This is a genomic window from Streptomyces sp. NPDC047525, from assembly GCF_040643025.1.
Classification (GTDB): domain Bacteria; phylum Actinomycetota; class Actinomycetes; order Streptomycetales; family Streptomycetaceae; genus Streptomyces; species Streptomyces durmitorensis.
This window is the reverse complement of record NZ_JBEYTL010000007.1, coordinates 1-18,949: the sequence shown is the minus strand read 5'-3', so window position 1 is coordinate 18,949 and position 18,949 is coordinate 1. Positions and strand designations below refer to the sequence as shown.

The 18,949-nt window shown below is 69.3% G+C and carries 18 protein-coding genes; 13 read left to right on the top strand and 5 right to left on the bottom strand.

What is annotated here, in order from left to right:
• Positions 1-279: 279 nt before the first annotated feature.
• Both ABZ833_RS20980 and ABZ833_RS20975 read right to left on the bottom strand, forming a co-directional pair.
• The gene (locus ABZ833_RS20980) at positions 280-1,290 is read right to left on the bottom strand and encodes a bifunctional lytic transglycosylase/C40 family peptidase (RefSeq protein WP_361048806.1); all 1,011 of its coding nucleotides are present in this window, start codon (positions 1,288-1,290) and stop codon (positions 280-282) included.
• A 123-nt stretch (positions 1,291-1,413) separates the two neighbouring features.
• Complete coding sequence (locus ABZ833_RS20975) at positions 1,414-2,058, bottom strand: hypothetical protein (protein WP_361048804.1); 645 nt, start codon at positions 2,056-2,058, stop codon at positions 1,414-1,416.
• Positions 2,059-2,355: 297 nt separating this feature from the next.
• Between ABZ833_RS20975 and ABZ833_RS20970 the strand changes: the two genes are divergently transcribed.
• Complete coding sequence (locus ABZ833_RS20970; protein WP_361048802.1) at positions 2,356-3,057, top strand: DUF4232 domain-containing protein; 702 nt, start codon at positions 2,356-2,358, stop codon at positions 3,055-3,057.
• A gap of 85 nt (positions 3,058-3,142) precedes the next feature.
• Here ABZ833_RS20970 and ABZ833_RS20965 read toward each other — a convergent pair whose 3' ends face one another.
• The 3 genes from ABZ833_RS20965 to ABZ833_RS20955 form a co-directional block, all read right to left on the bottom strand.
• Complete coding sequence (locus ABZ833_RS20965; RefSeq protein WP_361048800.1) at positions 3,143-3,583, bottom strand: hypothetical protein; 441 nt, start codon at positions 3,581-3,583, stop codon at positions 3,143-3,145.
• A gap of 159 nt (positions 3,584-3,742) precedes the next feature.
• Positions 3,743-4,408 carry an NAD(P)-binding domain-containing protein gene (locus ABZ833_RS20960; RefSeq protein ID WP_361048798.1) on the bottom strand — a complete coding sequence of 222 codons (666 nt, stop codon included), beginning with the start codon at positions 4,406-4,408 and terminating at the stop codon, positions 3,743-3,745.
• Positions 4,409-4,474: 66 nt separating this feature from the next.
• Positions 4,475-5,233, bottom strand: a complete 759-nt coding sequence (locus ABZ833_RS20955; protein WP_361048796.1) for a TetR/AcrR family transcriptional regulator — start codon at positions 5,231-5,233, stop codon at positions 4,475-4,477.
• Between the two features lie 94 nt (positions 5,234-5,327).
• Between ABZ833_RS20955 and ABZ833_RS20950 the strand changes: the two genes are divergently transcribed.
• The 12 genes from ABZ833_RS20950 to ABZ833_RS20895 all read left to right on the top strand — a co-directional run bounded on the left by ABZ833_RS20950 (position 5,328) and on the right by ABZ833_RS20895 (position 18,817).
• Positions 5,328-5,549 carry a hypothetical protein gene (locus tag ABZ833_RS20950; protein WP_361048794.1) on the top strand — a complete coding sequence of 74 codons (222 nt, stop codon included), beginning with the start codon at positions 5,328-5,330 and terminating at the stop codon, positions 5,547-5,549.
• Between the two features lie 129 nt (positions 5,550-5,678).
• Positions 5,679-7,490 (top strand): hypothetical protein, encoded by a 1,812-nt coding sequence (locus ABZ833_RS20945; protein ID WP_361048792.1) that lies wholly within the window; start codon positions 5,679-5,681, stop codon positions 7,488-7,490.
• A 236-nt stretch (positions 7,491-7,726) separates the two neighbouring features.
• Entirely contained in the window at positions 7,727-8,035 is a 309-nt protein-coding gene (locus ABZ833_RS20940) for a hypothetical protein (RefSeq protein WP_160505898.1), read from the top strand.
• A 195-nt stretch (positions 8,036-8,230) separates the two neighbouring features.
• Positions 8,231-9,070 carry a hypothetical protein gene (locus tag ABZ833_RS20935; protein WP_361048790.1) on the top strand — a complete coding sequence of 280 codons (840 nt, stop codon included), beginning with the start codon at positions 8,231-8,233 and terminating at the stop codon, positions 9,068-9,070.
• Positions 9,060-10,406 (top strand): hypothetical protein, encoded by a 1,347-nt coding sequence (locus ABZ833_RS20930; protein ID WP_361048788.1) that lies wholly within the window; start codon positions 9,060-9,062, stop codon positions 10,404-10,406. The genes ABZ833_RS20935 and ABZ833_RS20930 overlap by 11 nt, the downstream gene beginning before the upstream one ends.
• Entirely contained in the window at positions 10,403-11,962 is a 1,560-nt protein-coding gene (locus tag ABZ833_RS20925) for an SCO6880 family protein (RefSeq protein ID WP_361048786.1), read from the top strand. The genes ABZ833_RS20930 and ABZ833_RS20925 overlap by 4 nt, the downstream gene beginning before the upstream one ends.
• A 17-nt stretch (positions 11,963-11,979) precedes the next feature.
• Positions 11,980-13,401 carry an ATP-binding protein gene (locus ABZ833_RS20920; protein ID WP_249589079.1) on the top strand — a complete coding sequence of 474 codons (1,422 nt, stop codon included), beginning with the start codon at positions 11,980-11,982 and terminating at the stop codon, positions 13,399-13,401.
• Between the two features lie 3 nt (positions 13,402-13,404).
• Positions 13,405-14,997 (top strand): type VI secretion protein, encoded by a 1,593-nt coding sequence (locus tag ABZ833_RS20915; protein ID WP_361048784.1) that lies wholly within the window; start codon positions 13,405-13,407, stop codon positions 14,995-14,997.
• A gap of 110 nt (positions 14,998-15,107) precedes the next feature.
• Positions 15,108-16,043 carry an ATP-binding cassette domain-containing protein gene (locus ABZ833_RS20910; RefSeq protein ID WP_361048782.1) on the top strand — a complete coding sequence of 312 codons (936 nt, stop codon included), beginning with the start codon at positions 15,108-15,110 and terminating at the stop codon, positions 16,041-16,043.
• Positions 16,040-16,840: an ABC transporter permease gene (locus ABZ833_RS20905; protein ID WP_361048780.1), complete on the top strand. Its 801-nt coding sequence runs from the start codon at positions 16,040-16,042 to the stop codon at positions 16,838-16,840. The genes ABZ833_RS20910 and ABZ833_RS20905 overlap by 4 nt, the downstream gene beginning before the upstream one ends.
• A gap of 37 nt (positions 16,841-16,877) precedes the next feature.
• A complete protein-coding gene (locus tag ABZ833_RS20900) occupies positions 16,878-18,146 on the top strand; it encodes a sensor histidine kinase (RefSeq protein WP_361049634.1) in 1,269 nt (422 codons plus the stop codon).
• Positions 18,143-18,817 carry a response regulator transcription factor gene (locus ABZ833_RS20895; RefSeq protein ID WP_361048778.1) on the top strand — a complete coding sequence of 225 codons (675 nt, stop codon included), beginning with the start codon at positions 18,143-18,145 and terminating at the stop codon, positions 18,815-18,817. The genes ABZ833_RS20900 and ABZ833_RS20895 overlap by 4 nt, the downstream gene beginning before the upstream one ends.
• The last annotated feature ends 132 nt before the right edge of the window (positions 18,818-18,949 follow it).

The following is an 18,949-nucleotide window of genomic DNA, read 5'->3' as shown; positions in this document are numbered from 1 at the left end:
CCGTGCGCCCTTCCATCAACCCCCGTGTTTTCGTGCCGCTTGCTGCGTGGTCAATGCCGCTCGCTACTGGGTGGTCGCGCTCTTCCAGTCAAGGGAACGCGCAGTCCCCTTCACTACGTTCCACTCTCCACTGAATGATCACGCAGACGTTACCGAAGAGAGACTCATCGCCGCAGCTCAGAGAAGTGTACTGACGGAGAGTTCAAGCCACATCACCCCCCGCGCACGCGCCCCGTGAGGGCCCCTCACAAGGGCTCGCGGCGCGCTCGCACGGCGCTCTCAGGCGTCCGACAGCTTGTCCGGCACGGCATTCGCCCCGTCCTCGGTGACGCGAGTCGCGCCAAAATAATCCGGGGTGTCGATCGGGTCGAACCGGATCACCGCACCGGCCCGCGGGGCGTTAATCATGTAGCCGCCGCCCACATAGATCCCGACATGCCGGATGGCACGGGAATTGGTGAGGTCGTCGGAGAAGAACACCAGGTCGCCCGGGAGCAGTTCGTCCCGTTTCGGATGTGGTCCTGCGTTGTACTGGTCGTTCGCCACGCGCGGCAGATCGATATCCACGCTGCGATAGGCCGCGAGAGTAAGGCCGGAGCAGTCGAAGCGGCCGCCCTGTTCGGGGGTCCCATTGCCGCCCCAGAGATACAACGTGCCGAGCTTCTTCTGCGCGTAGTAGATGGCTCCTGCCGCCTGCTGCGAGGGCTGCACCCTGCCGGTGGGCCGGGCGAAGCTCTTCTCCAGGTTCGTGATGGTCTTCACGTAATTCTGGGTCTCGCTGTATGGCGGTACGCCGCCGTACTTGATGACGGCGTAGGCGCCCGCGTTGTACGCGGCGAGCATGTTCTTCGTCGGGCTTCCCGGGGCGTCCTTCACATAGCTGGCGAGTTTGCAGTCGTACGAGGCGGCGGACGGGATGGCGTCCTGCGGGTCCCAGACGTCGCGATCGCCGTCGCCGTCACCGTCGACCCCGTGCGTGGCCCAGGTCCCCGGGATGAATTGCGCTATCCCCTGGGCCTTGGCCGGGCTCTTGGCGTTCGGATTGAACCCGCTCTCCTGGTACAGCTGCGCGGCGAGCAGGGCGGGGTTGATCGCCTTGCAGAGGTTGCCCCACTTCTGCACGAGGGGCTGATAGGTGCTGGGAACGGCGCCCTTGGCGAGGCCCACGTTCCCCTGGCCCGCCCCGTTCGCCATGCTTCCGGCGGCCATGTACGTCCCCACGACGAGCAGGGCGATGAAGCTCATCGCCCCACTGATGCCGACGGCTGCGACCAGCCACGTCTTACGCACCGTCAACCACCCCTCACCGCGCGGGAGTCCACCGCGCATCAGTGTAGAGGCGGCACCTGTGCCTGCGGGGGATCACCGCCGACCTCCGTCGACCACTTCGCGCAGGGCGCCGCACGGCGGGGCTCACTGCTGGACGAACTCGTCCGTCAGCACGCATCCGTCGACCGACGCGGGCGCCGTCGAGACATCTCCCCGCGGCTGGAAGTTCGGGTTGCAGTTGAGGACCAGGAGCCCGGAGGCCGACAGATCCCGGATCGTGTCGCCGTCCGGCGCGATCACGGCGAAGTCCTTGCCGACGGCGAAACCGCCCTTCACACCGGCGAGTTCGTTCGTCTTCATCTCCTCGGCGATCTCCGCCCGGTACGCCGTCTGGAACTGCTCCATGTCGCTGGTCTTGAAGACCCGGATCCAGCCGTCCCCGCTGTCGTCGCACGTGCCGCGGGACTGCACGCCCCAGGACATGTCGAACTTCTCGTCCATGGGGTAGTAGCGCTCGTCGGACGGATCGATGCTGTACCGCTCGCACGTGGTGAAGCGCTGGAGGTACTCGCCCGCGGCCATGACGGTGTCCGCCTGGGGCAGGTTCTCCAGCATCCACTTCTGCCGGACTTCGGGCCCACCGCTGGTACCGCCGTTACGGGCGGGAGCCTGGTCCGAGCCGATGCCGGGAGCGGTGCTGGCGCTGGTGCTGGCACTGGAGCCATCCCCGGCACCGGCACCGGCACCGGCACCGTCAGCCCCGTCGCTCTCCCCCTCACACCCGGTCACCGTGAGAGCAAGTGCCGCAGCTCCGACAACCGCGGCCAGCCTGAAGCGCGTACGCATGATGCGTGTATCCGTTCCCCCGTCGAATCATGACGCCGGGACCCTAGATCACCAGCATGTCCATGATCAAACCACCCCTCACCCATCCCACTCCCCCATCCCAGGCAAGGCACGTTCACGCAGGTCAGCCCCCTGAAACCATCCCAGCGTCCCGGATGACCCGGCGCTCCTTGCCCCCGCCGGACCCCGCCCCCTTAGCTGTGATCACCACTGAACAGCAGCACCACTACGGGGGACCCCATGAAGCACACCCGCAAGGCCGTCGCCGCAGTCATCGGTCTCGTCGCCGCCCTCTCGCTCACCGCCTGCAACGGCGACGACACCGGGGCGGCGGACAGCAGGACCACCGCGCCTCCCGCGTCGGCGGACAAGGGCGGCAGCGGGGACACCGACACCGGCACCGGCACCGGAGAGGCGTCCGGCGGTGGAGAGGCCGCCGACACCGGCAAGTCCTCCGGCGGCGGCGAAGCCGCCCAGGGCACGGCCGCGGGCACCGGCGACAACAGCAACGGCGAGGTCGGCATCTGCCGCACCGACGAGCTCGAAGTGAATGCCACGGACAACACCACGGACAAGACGGAAGGCGTCGTCACCGTCGTCTTCAAGAACGGCGGCGGCCGCGACTGCACCATCAAGGGCTTCGCCGGAGTCGACCTGACGGCGTCCACGGGCGACACCCTCTCGGTGAACCGCAACGGCGAGCAGCCCGCGCCCGGGGTCCTGAAGGACGGCGAGTCCGCCGCCTTCAACATCACGTTCCCGTACAACAACACGGGCGGCTCCGGCGTCCGCATCACCAGCCTCGTCGTCACGCCCCCGAACGAGACCAAGCACGTCACCCTCGACTGGCCCGCGGGCACGCTCCCGGTCACCGACGGCGAGGGCGCGGTCAAGCTGGAGATCAGCCCGGTGAGCAAGGTCAGCGACTCCCCGGCAGGCTGAACCCGACTGAACCCGACTGACCCGGCCGAACCGGCATGCGGGCCACCGGACGGCTCCGGCGGCCCGCACAGGTGGAGAGACGGTGTCAGCAGGGCTTGACGTAGTAGGTGCCGCCGGGGCTCCTGACCTTGCCCTTGCTGTAGGCCCCTCCGGTCTTCTGGATCGTGTTCTTGTTCTTGTCCTTGAACTTCGCGACGGTGCCGCGCGTCTGGTTGTTGATGTAGTAGGTCGGGTGGAACTTCGTCCACGGACCGTGGTTGATGCAGGAGTAGTACGGCTTCGCCCAGTAGTACTTCTTGTGGCCGTCCACCCACTTGTAGCCGTGCACGCAGATCGCCCCGGAGTTGCAGCGGTAGGCGGCCGCAGATGCCTCCGAGGACGTCTGCGTCGGCGCCTGCGCCTGTGCCGACGCCGTGGCGCCGCCCACGGCGAGGACCGCGGCACAGGCCACGGCCGCCCCCGCGATGCGCCGCTTGACCCCGGCACTTCCGTTGGACTCGACGCTTCCGTTGGTTCCGATGTTCATGTCTCCCCCGTACTGGCGCTGTCTGGGATGACGCATCGGCGGTGTGTTTCCCGCCGTGCACACGTCACTCTGCCCGGACTGTCCCGGTACGGGCCATACAGTTCGGCGGAGCCCGAAAGAACCAGATCAGAGGTTTTCTTACGCCCCAACTCCCGCCGCTCAAGCGGTTGTCGGCCGCACCACCTTGAAGCCGAAGCCGTACGTGCCGATCGCGTCCCCCACCCCGATGAACAGCAGCGCGGCGTGCTCCTGACCGCGCGCGGTCCCGATGCCCCCCAGATCCAGCTGGGCGGCATCGGGCCATCCCAGGTCGCCGAGCAACTGCCGCGTCGTCCGCTTGGCGGCGTCGTCGTCACCGGAGAGGAAGACCATGCCCGTCTCCTCCAGGCTCCCCGGATTCGTCATGACCACCGAGTCCATGGTGACGAGCGTCTTGACGACGGGCGTCTCGGGGAACGCCGCCTGAATCTCTTCACTGAGGCTGTAGTTGGGGTGGGAGAGCTCCATGTTCTCGGTGAACCCGACACCGACGTCGACCAACGTCTTCCCGGCCAGGGCAGCGGCGCCGATCCCCCGCAGAACCCCCACCGACTCCGTGCCGGGCGTGGCATTCACCAACACCTCCCCGTGCGCGGCGGCCTCCCCAAGACCCACGACGGTGAACCCGCCCAACTCCTCCGCGTCTCCCCGCTCCTTGGGAGACCGCGACCCCAGCACGACATCGTGCCCCGCCCCTTGCCATCCAGCTGCCAGCGCACGAGCGACATTCCCTGTTCCAAGCAGTCCGATTCGCATGAGTACGACGCTAAGTCCCCTTCCGCGCAAGGAAATCGGGCAGAAGTCGCGGGCCCACTGGTCCCGTCGACGTACCCCACAAGCCCGATCGGATCCTCAGGCCGCGGCCGAGGTGAAAATCTTGGCCAGGTGGTAATCCAGCGTGCCCCGGACGTCGTCCAGCGTGCGGCGGCCATGCAGTACGTCCCCGCCGAGCCCGACCGCCGCGGCCACGAGCAGGTCGGCCTCGCGCCGGGCGTCCAGGCCGGGGGCCGTCTGCCCGCTCTCCTGGGCCGTGGCGATGAAACCGGCGACGAGTTCCTCCAGAGGGTGGTCGTCGCTCAGGAAGACCGCCGCGATGGCCGGGTCGGTGAGGCTGCGGGCGTAGTACGCGGAGAACACCCGCAGGGCCATGGCCCGTTGGGCGTCCAGGGGCAGGAACTCGTCGAGCATCGCGCTCAGTACGCCCCGCAGGTTCGCGGGGTCGAAGTGGATGCGGGTCCTGGCGAGGCGTTCGTTCTCGCGGTGGAGCATGTGCAGGGCGGCGACCAGGAGTTGATGCTTGCTGCCGAAGTGGTACTGGACCATCCTCAGCGACACCCCCGCCTCGGCCGCGATCTCCCGCATGCTCGCCGCGTCCAGGCCCCGCTCGGCGGCGATGCGCCACACCGCCTCGGCGATCTGCCTGCGCCTGCGCGACCGGGCGTCGGACGTGGGCGCGGGGCGCTCGGGCGCCGGTACCGGCGGCTGCTTCCGCCGCCGGTAGGCCCGCGCCTGGCAACTGCGGGAGCAGTAGAGAGCGGGGCGGCCGCGCTTGCCCGAGGTGCCCATTCCGGCACGGCAGACCGTGCAGCTGGCCTTCTTTTCGTCACGCATGGCTCCCATTCTAGAACCTGGAATGTGTGACGTAATAGAGATGAATCCCTTGCTGTGGAAGGGGATTTGAAGAACCCGCTGATACGTTCGTAACGTGAAGTACGACATCCTGCAGACCCTCGGCGCAGTCCTGATGTGTTTCTCCGCCCAAGGCCTCATCCGACTGCTCATCGACCACGACTACACCGGCTTCATGGGCTGGCTCCCCGGCGGCTTCGCGGCCCTCCTGATCGCCTACGCCGTGGCCCTCACCGCCGGCGTACTCCTGACCGGCTGGTCCCACACCCGGGCGAAGGCGCTCGGCCGCCGGAACTGACCTGAGCCGACCGGAACTGACCGGAACTGAGGGGCGCGCGGGCGGTTGACGGGTGTCCAACTTTCCCCGATCGTTGGGGAATTGGGCGCAAATCAAAGCGCTGCGTTGTGACGGCTGGGGGGAGCCGAAATGCAACCTGGGGACGAGCACGGCGCGGAGCCGAGCGATGCGGTACCACCGAGTCAGGGCGGCCACTTCGGGCCACCGCCCCCGATGACACCACCGCCACCCGCCACTTCACCGCCCCCCTCCGCGTCGCCGCCGCCCCCGCCTCCCTCATCACCTCCGCCCACGCCCCCGCCTCCGCCTCCCGCAGCCCCGCCCACCATCGGCCCACCCGCACCGCCACCCCCACCCCCAGCCGCCCCGGACACCCTGCGTGCCCTCTCCGCCGGGCTCCTCAACCTCACCGGCCTCGGCCTCGGCTACGTCCTCCTGAAGCGCTGGCTCCTGGCGGCCGTCTGCTGGGCCGCGACCGCCGGGCTCCTCTTCGTGGCGTTTCCCGCCGAGGTCGACGGCGTCCCCGGCGGCGTACTCATCGGCTTCGTGGCCTTCCTGCTCATCGCGGCGGCCGACGGGGCCCGCCGCGCCCTCCGTACGCACCGGACCTGGCCGCTGCGCGCGCCGCTCGCCGTCGGGCTCGGGCTCGTCCTGCTCGCCGTCCCCGCCGGCGGCGTCATCGCGTACGACGCCGCGCGCGACGACGCGGTCGAGGAGATGCTGCTCGACCGGCTCGACAAGGCCGACAAGATCGTCACGGCCGCCGACGGCCGCACCTTCGACTCCGTCAAGGACGACTACCGCTCAGCCCTCGCCATCTACCGCGACCTCGGCGACGACCACCCGGACTCGAAGGCCGCCAAGCGCGTGCCGGACAGCCTCAGCGCGTACTACAAGTCCGTCGCCGCGCCCTATGACGAGCGCAAGTACTGCGACGCGCTCGAACCCCTGAAGTACCTGCGCACCCTCCCCAGCACCCTCGGCAAGGACCGCGTCGGCACCCTCGCCACCTGGCCCGACGACCGCCTCGCCACCTCCCTCTACGAGTGCGGCAGCCAGGGCCTCGGCACGGCGGCCGGCACGACGGCAGCCACGGGAACCGGCGGCGAGTTCGGCGAGCTCCTGCGGACGTTCCCCGAATCCGACCAGGCCGGGAAGGTCGAGCCCGCGATCCGCGACGCCATCGACGCGCGCTCCTCGGACCTGAAGGGCTCCGCCCCCTGCAAGGCCACCGAGGAACTCCGCGGCATCGGCACCACCGCCAAGGCGCTCCCCGCCGACGCGGGCGGCGGCCTCTCCGGCGACGCCGCGAGCGCGGTGGAGTCCGGGGTGTACGCGTGCGGCGTGGACGAGTTCAAGGACGGGAAGTTCGGGGCGGCCGCCAAGACGCTCAACGACTTCACGGGGACCTACAAGAGCAACGGCAAGCGCGACCGCGCCAAGGACATCGCCATCGCCGCCGAGATCGCCGAAGCCCGCCCCTCGGCCGGCAGCAGCCTGCCGCCGGCCAAGTCGCCCGGCGGCGCGAAGCTCACGTACGTCGTCGAGAACGGCGGCCCCGGCCCGCTCGAAGTCCTCTACACCGGCCCCACCACCGGCAGCCTCAAGCTAGCGTCGTGCGGCGGCTGCAAGACGTACACCAGCAAGGCCCAGGGCAAGAAGGCCTGCCTGGCGGGCAAGGGCCACCCGCAGAAGACGCTCCGCCTGCCCCCGGGCAACTACCACTTCCTCTACAAGCGCGACGCGAGCAGCGTGGGAAGCGTCCGCAACAACGCCGAGGGCAGCAAGGTCCAGCCCGGCTACCGCTACACCGACTGCTCGTACGTCGTGACGGGCGGCGGCCTCGGCGACCTCGACGGCCTCGACGGGCTCGACGGGCTCGACGGGCTCGATGACGTCAGTGACGTCACCGACCTCGATGGCCCCGACGGGCCTGCATGACCCATGATGTGAGTCTCCGTCACCGGACCAGGTCAGAATGAGACCTGGTCAGAGGGCACGCCGGGCCGTCATTGCCCGGCGTCACTCACCGTGATACACAGAGTGACCATACGTTTCAGCCAACGAATGACGCCAAGTCGACATGCACTGGCCCATTTGTCGGCGAGAATGAGCTGTCCTCTGTACTGCGGTAGGCAGAGGTGACGGAACAACCCACTAGGGGCGGTGAGTTACACATGCTTATGGCAGCCGAAAAGGGCGACATCACCACCATCATCGGCGGGATCGCCCCCGACTGGGGTCCCTTCGGGAGCCTGGGCAACGAGGCGCGGGTGATGATCGAGGTCGTGATGGCGATCGCCATCCTCCTCTGTCTCGGCATTGCGATCTGGGGCGCGGCGAAGCAGCGCATCGGCGCGACGGCGCTGCGCGACACCTTCAGCGCGGAGCAGGGCAAAGGCCTGATCATCGCGGGCCTGACCGGCGTCTTCATCATCGGATCGCTCGGCACGGTCTTCACCATCGTGTACGGCATGGCGGTATAGCCCCGCCACTCCCTTACGTCCCCCTCCCCCCTGTCCCCCCTCCCCCTGTCCCCCTCCGACCCACCCATCCGTCGTGCCCACCGGCTGAGGTTGCAACTCCCTGATGTCGAGTCACCACACCGCGCCCGCGCGGGAACCAGCACGGCTACCGTCGTACGTGGCGGTTCACCGAGAGGTTGAGGGGGCGTACGCGGCATGAGTCTCGACGACGAGCGGAACGACGGCCTCTACGGCGGCTCGGGCGAGACCCGGACGCGGCTGCCCGAGGGCGAGGGGGGCGGCCAGGACGGGTACGGAGGACCGCGCAGATCCGGCCGTTCTTCGTCACGGAGTCTCGTGACGGTGGTCGGTGTGGTGGTGCTCCTGATCGCGGCCATCGCCTTCGCCAACCGTGGCGGGGATGAGGGCTCCTCCGGAGGGGGAGGCGGGGACAAGAAGGCGGGGGCGGATCCCACTGCCGCCTCCGGCCAGAAGCCGGTCGACGGCAAGACGTCGGGGATTCCTTCGGGGTTCGCAAAGAGCGAGCAGGGGGCTGAGTCCGCTGCCGCGAACTACGCGGTGGCGCTGGGCTCGGCGGACATGTTCAACAAGACCACGCGGGACAGCATTCTCCAGGTGGTCATGGCACCGTCCAGCGTGAGCACGTTCAAGGCACGGCTCGACAAGGCGTACGGCGCTGCCTTCTTCAAGAACGTGGGCCTGAACGAGGACGGGACGACGCCGAAGGGCTACCAGTTCGTCTCGCGCACGACCCCGATCGGAACCAAAGTCACCAGCCTTTCCGGCAACAAGGCAACGGTGGAGGTCTGGTGCAGTGGACTGCTCGGCCTGGCCGGCGAGCAGTCCACGAAGCCCGTCACCAACAGCTGGTTCACCATGACCATGAAGCTTGGATGGACGGGCGACGACTGGAAGGCCGTCACGCACTCCCAGAAGGACGGCCCGGCGCCTGTCCCCGGCGACGACCGTGCATCCGGATCAGACGAGATCACCAAGGCAGTCGAAGGGTACGGAGGGTTCACGTATGCCCGGTAGCCGACACGTACTCAAGCTCGCCACTGCCGTCGCTGCCGTGCAGACCACGGCGGTTCTCTTCGCGACGCGTGCCTTCGCCGCACCGGAAGACGACCCCTGCGACCTGATCCACGGCCCCGCCAAGAAGTACTGCGAAAAAGGCAACGACAGCGGCGGCGGAAGCGGAGGCAGCGGCAAATACCCCACCGACGCCCCCATCGACTCCACCGCCGACCCCCTCTCCTCCCTCGCAAAGGGCTGCGCCGAAGCCGCCTCCTGGACCGTCGACAAGCTCTCCGACGCCGTGAAGGAGACCGCCGAGGTCGACTTCACGAACCCCAGCTTCCTCAAGCAGTACGCGGTCGTCTTCGCCGCCTCGACCATCCTGACCCTGCTCCTGTGGCTCCTCGCCGTCGCCAAACGCGCAGTGAGAGGCGTCCCCCTCACCACCGCGCTCACCGAAGCCATCGGATTCCTCTGGCTCACGGTCCTCGCCTCCGCCTTCACGCCGCTGATCCTCTACACGGTCGTCTCGGCGACCGACGGCGTGACCGACGTCATCGCGAAGGCGACGGGCGGTCAGACGGACACGTTCTTCGGGACGTTCTCGGGTGCGCTGAAGAAGGGCGAGGACATCGGCGGCGGGCCGATCATGCTGATCGTCGTCTCGCTCGTCTCGATCCTCGCCGCCGGCATCCTCTGGCTCGAGCTCGTCATCCGGGCCGCCCTGCTCTACGTCGGCGCGCTGCTCGGCACCGTCGTGTACGCCGGTCTCGTCGACAAGAACCTGTGGACGCACGTCCGCCGCTGGGCCGGGATCATGATCGCGGTGATCCTGGTGAAACCCATCATCGTCATCGTGCTCGGCCTGGCCGGAGCGCTCTCCGCCGGCGACGGGCCCGACTCCTTCTCCGCGGTCGTCTCCGGGCTCTCGATCATCCTGCTCGCCATCTTCGCGAGCGCCATGATCTACCGCTTCGTCCCCGGCTTCGGCGACGAGATCGCCAACTCCCGGAACAACCGCATCTCCCAGGGCGCAGAGAGCCGAGCCGCGGCCGTCATCACCTCCCCCGCGTCCCTCGTCTCCCAGGGCATCAAGACCCACAGCTCCCGTGGAGGCGGCGGAGGCGGCGGCAACAGCCAGCCGCGGCCCGCCAACCCCGCCAGCGGCGGCGTCGCCGCCCACAGCAGCCGCCCCAGCGGCGGAGGCGGCTCATCGAACGGCGGCGGATCTGTCCCCTCCGCCGCACCCCCGCCCCGGGGCAGCGCGACCAGCACACCGCACGCGCGCAACCGCGGCGGGGCAGGAAACGGTTCCACTGGAAGTACCAAACGCACGGGAGGTGAAGGGCGTTGACGACTCAGTCCCACGTGTCGCAACCGGTCGCGCCCCGCCGCACATATCTGATCGGCCGCGCGCGGCCGAACGCCATCGTCGGCAAGAACCGGGAGACCGGCGAGATCGCACTGATCATCGCGGGAGCCTTCCTCGGGATGATGTGCGGACTCCTCGTCCCTGTCCTCTCCCTGCGCATCGTGCTGCTCATGGGCTTCCCGATGCTCGCGATCGCCGCGGTCTACGTCCCCTACAAGGGCCGCACGTTCTTCAAGTGGTTCGAGATCAACCGCAGCTACAAGCGCTCCCTCAAGCGCGGCACCGCCTACCGCTCGGCCACCCCCGAGGCGGGCGTCCGCCTCGACGGCCGGGAGATCGAGGTCGGCCCGCCGCCCGGCATCGGCCGCATCAGCTGGCTCGCCGCCCCGTTCGGGCCGGATGAGATCGCCGTGCTGCTGCATGCCGACCGGCGGACCGTCACCGCCGCCATCGAGATCGAGGGCCCCGGTGTGGGTCTTCGTGACTCCGAGGACCAGGAGGCGCTGGTCGACCGGTTCGGGACGCTGCTCAAGCATGTCGCCAATGGCGACGGCTTCGTGACGCGGCTTCAGATGCTCGCGCGCACGCTCCCGGCCGACCCGGACGCCCACGCCAAGGACGTCAGCGTACGAGGCGACGACCGGGCACTGCCCTGGCTTCAGCAGTCGTACGAGCAGCTCCAGTCGATGGTCTCCACCAGCAGCGAGCAGCACCGCGCGTATCTGGTGGCCTGCATGCACTACTCGCGCGACCTGGCCGCAGAGGCCCAGGCGATGGCCCGCGCCAGCCGCCCGCACGGCGGCCGGAAGCTCGACAAGGACGGCGGTCTCGCGGTCGTCATGGCGCGCGAGCTGACCGACATCTGCTCGCGGCTCCAGGAAGCGGACATCCGGGTGCGTCAGCCGCTCGGGCAGGGGCGGCTCTCGTCGCTCGTGCACTCCATGTACGACCCGGACCACCCCATCGACCACATCCAGGCGATGACGAAGCGCAACGCCTGGCCCGCCGAGCTCGACGCCATGGAGCCCACCTACCTCCAGGCCAAGACCCGCGAGTCCTCCACCCGCGCGCCCTGGTGCCACGCCACGGCCTGGGTGAAGGAGTGGCCGATGACGCCCGTCGGCGTCAACTTCCTCGCCCCGCTGCTCGTCCACACCCCGGACGTGATCCGCACGGTCGCGGTGACCATGGACCTCGAACCCACCGAGGTCGCCATCGAGCGCATGCTGACGGAGAAGACGAACGACGAGGCCGAGGCGAGCCGCCAGGCCAAGCTGAACCGCACGGTCGACCCCCGCGACATCGCATCGAACTCCCGTCTGGACCAGCGCGGCGAGGACCTGGCGAGCGGCGCGGCGGGAGTCAACATCGTCGGCTACATCACCGTCTCCTCCCGTTCCCCCGAAGCCCTCGCGCGCGACAAGCGCACCATCCGGGCCTCGGCCGGGAAGTCGTATCTGAAGCTGGAGTGGTGCGACCGCGAGCACCACAGGGCCTTCGTCAATACGCTGCCGTTCGCGACCGGCATCCGACGCTAGAGGCGAGGGCTGCCAACATGCGGGATCCGCTGACCATCCTCACGGACGCCTTCACGTCCTTCCTGTTCGGGAAGGTGGAGACGACCCGACTCCCGGTGCGTACGTCGACGGGGCAGGCCCAGGCGGTCTATCTGCCGACGGCCGCCCCCGGCCTCGGCGACTCGGGCGTGATCATCGGGCGTGAGGTGTACTCCGGCAAGGGATACATCTACGACCCCTTCCAGCTCTACGGCCAGCAGCTCCCCGCCCCGCACTGGCTGGTGCTCGGCGAGTCGGGCAACGGCAAGTCGGCGCTCGAGAAGACGTACGTCCTGCGGCAGTTGAGGTTCAAGGACCGCCAGGTCGTCGTGCTCGACGCGCAGGGCGAGGACGGGGTGGGCGAATGGAACCTCATCGCCCAGGAGCTGGGAATAACTCCCATCCGGCTCGACCCGACGGCCGCCCTGGACATGGGCATCCGCCTCAACCCCCTCGACCCCGCGATCACGACCACCGGACAGCTGGCCCTGCTCCGCACGATCATCGAGGTCGCGATGGGGCACGGCCTCGACGAGCGCTCGGGCTTCGCGCTCAAGGTCGCCCACGCGTACGTGAACGAGACGATCGTGGAGCGCCAGCCCGTCCTGACGGACATCGTGGAGCAGCTCAGGCACCCGGAACCGGAGTCGGCCGAGGCCATGAACGTCGCCATAGACGACGTACGGGCGTGGGGTCTGGACGTCGCGCTCGTCCTGGACCGTCTGGTCGACGGTGACCTGCGGGGCATGTTCGACGGCCCGACCACGGTCGGCATCGACCTCGACGCCCCGCTGATCGTCTTCGACCTCTCGCACATCGACCGCAACTCGATCGCGATGCCGATCCTGATGGCGATCGTGGGCGTCTGGCTCGAACACACCTGGATCCGCCCGGACCGCAAGAAGCGCATCTTCCTGGTGGAGGAGGCGTGGCACATCATCAACTCCCCCTTCGTCGCGCAGCTCTTCCAGCGCCTGCTGAAGTTCGGCCGACGGCTCGGCCTGTCCTTCGTGGCGGTGGTCCACCACCTGAGCGACGTGGTGGACGGGGCGGCGGCCAAGGAAGCCGCCGCGATCCTGAAGATGGCCTCGACGCGAACGATCTACGCCCAGAAGGCGGACGAGGCGAGAGCGACCGGCCGGGTCCTCGGCCTGCCCCGCTGGGCGGTGGAGATCATCCCCACCCTCACGCCCGGCATCGCGGTGTGGGACGTGAACGGCAACGTCCAGGTGGTCAAACACCTGATCACGGAGACCGAACGCCCCCTGGTCTTCACCGACCGCGCCATGACCGAATCGTCGGCGGACCAACTGCTCGGCGACGACGCGCTGCGGGCCGCGGACCTGGAGGCGGAGGAGCGGGCGGCCTACATGGAGCAACAGATGAACGGTCCGTCGTCGTCGCGTTCCGGGGTGGCATGAGCGATGGGATACCGGGAGCCGGAGCCCGATGACCGCTACCGGGGCGGCCGCCGCGAGTCACGGGAACGGGGCATCCCCGACGGCCTCCTGGTGGGCGGCCTCGCCTTCGTGCTCGGCCTGACGGTCCTCGTCTGGTCGGCGACGGGCCTCGCGGGCCTGTTCTCGCACGGCTCCTGGCCCAAGAACGTCACCTTCGGCAATACGCCGGTGGCGATGCGGCACCTGCTCCAGCAGCCCCACGACATCGCGGGCGCGTGGCCGGCGACCCCGGCGGCACAGCTCACGGGCTACGGCCTGTTCTGGGGCCTGCTCATCGGCCAGCTGATGGTGCTCGTGGTACTCACGATCTTCGTGATGGGCACGGTCACGCGGTGGCGGGCGGTACGGAGGGCCAGGCGCGAGGAACGCCTTGCACCGGCTCCGCAGACGCAGGCTCCGGCGGAGGCGGCTCCGACTCCTGTCGAGGCGCTTCCGGCTCAGGCCGAGGCGGCCCCCGCCGCCGAGCCCGCCGCTCCCGCAGCCGTCCCGGCTGTGGGCAGGCGTTCCGCAGGGCGGAACGGGTGGGCACAGCCCACTATGCCGGGTGCGGATGACCAGGGCGCCGACCCCGCTGAGGGTTACAGCACGAAGATGCCGAGCACCGAGACAGTCACGGTCCCTACACCCCGTACGCCCTTGGTACTTGGCCCCGCTGAGACCCGCCGAGTACACGCAATCCAGGCCATCCGCGACGCGGAAAGCGCAGCCCTAGTACTCACCTCGGACCCCACCCTGTGGGAAGAGACCAAGGACGCCAGAGCGAAGCTCGGCCCAGTCCTGGTCTACGACCCCTCCCACCTCTGCGACACCCCCGCAAGAATGCACTGGTCCCCCACGACCAACTGCGAGGACAAGGCAACAGCGGCCCAACGAGCCACCGCCCTGCTGGCCGCCATAAGGCCGAGCGCCAAGCTGGACAGCACCGTCGCCGACACCGCGGAAACCCTCCTCCGCAGCTTCCTGCACGCCGCCGCGGTGGACGGCCGCCCCGTCAAGCACGTACACCGCTGGGCCCAGGGAACCGGCGTCCAGGACGCCGTCCGCATCCTCCGCACCCACCAGAAGGCCGCCTCGGGAGCAGCGGGCGAACTGGAGGCGGCCCTCACCGCGTACCCGGAACGTCGCGACATGGCCCAGGAGTTGACGGCACGCGCGCTCTCCGCCCTCTTCACTCTCAACGTACGAGAATCGTGCACCCCAAACAGAACCGATGCCCTCACCCTGGATTCCTTCATCGATGAAGGGGGCACGCTTTTTGTGGTGGGTGAAGCCATCGAGGACCCCAAATCGCCCATGGGGCCGGGCGCGATGCCCCTCCTCACGGCCCTCGCCTCAAGCGTGGTCGAGCACGGCCGGCGCATGGCCGAACGGTCATCCTCCGGTCGGCTCGACCCACCAATGACGCTGGTCCTCGACGACGTGGCCGCCGTGGCCCCGCTCCCCCAGCTCCCCGAGCTCCTGTCCACCGGCGCGGACCGCGGTCTGCCCACCCTGGCCCTCCTGCGCTCCCGCGAACAGGCCCGCACCCGCTGGCCCCACGCGGAGCTCCCCGGCTAGGCGCCGACGAAGCCTCAGGGTCGCCGTCCTACCCCGGTACTACCCCTCCCCGCCCACGTCCCGCCCCTGGTCCGACGCCCCGCGCCCCCGCGAGCGCCAGCATCAGAAGCATGATTCGGGCATACGAACTCACCAAGCGCTACGGCGACAAGACCGTCGTGGAGGACCTGACCTTCACCGTCCACCCGGGCACCGTCACCGGCTTCCTCGGCCCCAACGGCGCGGGCAAGTCCACCACCATGCGGATGCTCCTCGGCCTCGACGCCCCGACCCGCGGCCGCTCCACCGTCGGCGGCCGGGCGTACGCGACGCACGCCGCGCCCCTGCACGAGGTGGGCGCGCTCCTCGAGGCCCGGTCCATCCATCCGGGCCGCACCGCCTTCCACCACCTGATGGCCCTGGCCCACACGCACGGCATCCCGCGCCGCCGCGTCGACGAGGTCCTGGACCTCGTGGGCATCCACGAGGTGGCCCGCAGGCGCGTGAAGGGCTTCTCGCTCGGCATGGGCCAGCGCCTGGGCATCGCGGCCGCGCTCCTCGGCGACCCGGCCGCGATCATCCTCGACGAGCCGGTCAACGGCCTCGACCCCGAGGGCGTCCTGTGGATCCGCAACCTCCTCAAGTCCCTTGCGGCGGAAGGCCGTACGGTCCTCGTCTCCTCGCACCTCATGAGCGAGATGGCACTGACCGCCGAGCACCTGATCATCATCGGCCGCGGCAGGCTCCTCGCGGACACGACGGTCGAGGCCTTCGTACGCGACTCGGGCACCGGCTCCGTCAAGGTCGTCACCCCCGAGGCGGGCCTGCTCGGCGAGCTGCTCGCCGCACCCGGCGTACAGATCACGAGTGACGCGCCCGGCATCCTCGACGTACGCGGTACGGACGGCGAGCACATCGGCCGCACGGCGGCGCAGCACGGCATCCCGGTCTTCGAACTCACCCCGCACTCCGCCTCGCTGGAGCAGGCGTTCATGGACCTGACGCGGGACTCGGTCGAGTACGTCGCGTCGGTCTCCGCCCCCATGCCGGAAGGAGCAGCAGCATGAGCACCGCCACGCCGACCGCCCCCACCACGACCGCCCCCTACCGCCTCACCACCCCCGGAATCCTCCGCTCCGAGTGGCACAAGCTGTGGACGCTCCGCTCGACCTGGATCATGCTCGGCCTCGCGAGCGTCTTCACCGTCGTCCTCGGCATGATCCTCGCCGCTACCTACACACCCAGCCCCGACGACGAGATCGACCCGGTCACCTACGCCCTGCTCGGCACCCAGATCGGCCAGGTCGCGATCGCGGTACTCGGCATCCTCATCACCGCGGGCGAGTACTCGACGGGCATGGTGCGGGCCACGATGGCCGCGGTGCCGCGCCGGCTGCCGGTGCTCTGGGCGAAGACCGCCGTGTTCGGTACGGTCGCGCTCGGCACGCTCGTGGTCACGAACTTCGTCACGTTCCCGCTGGCCCAGATGTTCCTCGGCGGCACGGACCTGGAGGCGGCGCTCGGCGACCCCGGCATCGCACGCGCCCTGGCAGGCTCCGCCGCGGGCACCGCCCTCATCGGCGTCATCGTGCTCGGCCTCGGCTCGGCGATGCGCAGCGTCCCGGGGACGATCGGCGCGTACGTCGGCGGCCTGATCCTCCTGCCCCAGCTCGCCACGATGATCCCGAACGACACGGTGCAGGACGCCCTCGGCTACTTCCCGCTTCCGGCCGCCGAGTCCCTCGCGGCCCTGCACACCTCGTCCGGCGACCTCTCGCCCGGCGCGGGCCTCCTGGCCCTGTGCGTGTGGGCGGTGGCATCCCTGGCAGCGGCGGCGTATCTGCTGAAGCGACGGGACGTATGAGCGGATCTCGTACGAGGATGAGGCCGTGACCCCCCGGATCTCCCCGCACCCGGCCGACGACGGCGCCCCGGACCACGACTGGTCCGCGGGCGCCCAGCCGCTGACCCGGTACGTCGAGCGCGGCGTCCAGTGGGTGCGCTCCTTCGACCGGCGCCGCCCGCTGGTCTGGGACCTCCTGCTGACCGGGTTCTTCGTGGTCGCCGCCTTCATCGACGTCGCGGGCGACGGCTGGCGCAACATCACCGAGAACGAGAACGTCCCGCTCTGGCTGGTGTACGCGATGACGGTCGTCTTCTCGGTGCCGCTGCTGTGGCGCCGCCGCCATCCGCTCGCCGTCTACGGCGTGATGGCCGTGACCACCCTGGTCAACGCCTGGACGGGCGCGGCCCTCCAGGCCTCGCTCACGCTGCTCATCGTGGTCTTCAACATCGCGATGCGGCTGCCGGCGCGCACGCTGGCCTGGACGTACTGCCTGACCGTGGTGCCGAGCGTGGTCGGCCACATCCGCTACCCGCAGGGCAGTTGGGACCAGCAGGTGGTCCCGATGATGATGAGCTTCGCCATCGTCGCCCTGATGGGCATCGCGTTCCGCACCCGCCAGGAGTACATGGCATCGCTCGTGCAGCGCGCCAAGCAACTCGAAGTCGAACGCGACCAGCAGGCACGGCTCGCCACGAACGCCGAACGCACGCGCATCGCCCGCGAGATGCACGACATCATCGGTCACAACCTCTCGGTCATCACGACCCTCGCGGACGGCGGTTCGTACGCCGCCGCCAAGTCCCCGGAGCGAGCCGCCCAGGCCCTGACGGCCATCGGCACCACGAGCCGCCAGGCCCTGACGGAGCTGCGCCGCCTCCTGGACGTCCTGCGGGAGGAGGCTCCGGAGACCGCAGCCCTCACTCCCCAGCCCGCACTCACCGACCTGGACCAACTCATCGACGGGGTACGGTCCGCGGGCCTTCCGGTACGCAGCACGGTGCGCGGCCGCCCTGACTCGCTCCCGGCGGGCAGGCAGCTCACGGTCTACCGCGTGGTGCAGGAGGCCCTCACGAACACCCTCAAGCACGGGGGTCCTGAGGCGACGGCCTATGTGGACGTCGCGTACGGCGATGACGGGGTGCGGGCGACAGTGACGGACACCGGGGTGGGCGGGCCGCCGACCGCGGACTCCGGCGGCAGAGGCATCACGGGAATGCGCGAGCGAACGGCCCTGTACGACGGGACACTTGAGGCAGGCCCGCGGCGAAAGCCGCCGGGCGGCTGGCAAGTAGAACTCCACATCCCCAAGGAATCCACTCAGTGACGACCGTGCTCATCGTCGACGACCAACCGATGCAACGCTTCGGCTTCCGCATGCTCCTGGAGAGCCAGGACGACATGAGGGTGGTGGGAGAGGCCGGCAACGGCAGCGAGGCGGTCCGCATGACGGCCGAACTCCACCCGGACGTAGCCCTGATGGACATCCGCATGCCGGGCCTGGACGGCATCGAGGCCACACGCCGCATCGTGGCGGCGGGCGACCGCACCCGGGTTCTGATCCTCACCACGTTCGACCTGGACGAATACGCGTACGCGGGCCTGCGCGCGGGAGCCTCGGGCTTCCTCATCAAGGACGCGCTCCCGGAGGAGCTCCTCTCCGGCATCCGCGCGGTCGCCACGGGAGACGCGGTCGTGGCCCCCAGCCTGACCCGCCGCCTCCTCGACGCATACGCAGATCACTTGCCGACGCGTACGGGCGCGGACACCGACGACCCTGCCCGGGACCCGCGCCTTGCCTCGCTGACGGACCGGGAGCGCGAAATCCTGACGGTCATCGGGCAGGGATGGACGAATGCGGAGATCGCGGGGCGGCTGCACGTCGCGGAGTCGACGGTGAAGACGCATGTGGGACGCATTCTTGCGAAGACGGGCGCGAGGGACCGGGTGCAAGCGGTCATTCTGGCGTACGACACGAAATTGGTGAGCCCGGAGTAAGCGGTGCATCCCGAGTACCTGAGAAAGATTGCCCCTAAACGCAGAAAACCCCCGCACCCAGAGGGTGCGGGGGTTTCCCGTTAATAATAGTTCGGCGGCGTCCTACTCTCCCACAGGGTCCCCCCTGCAGTA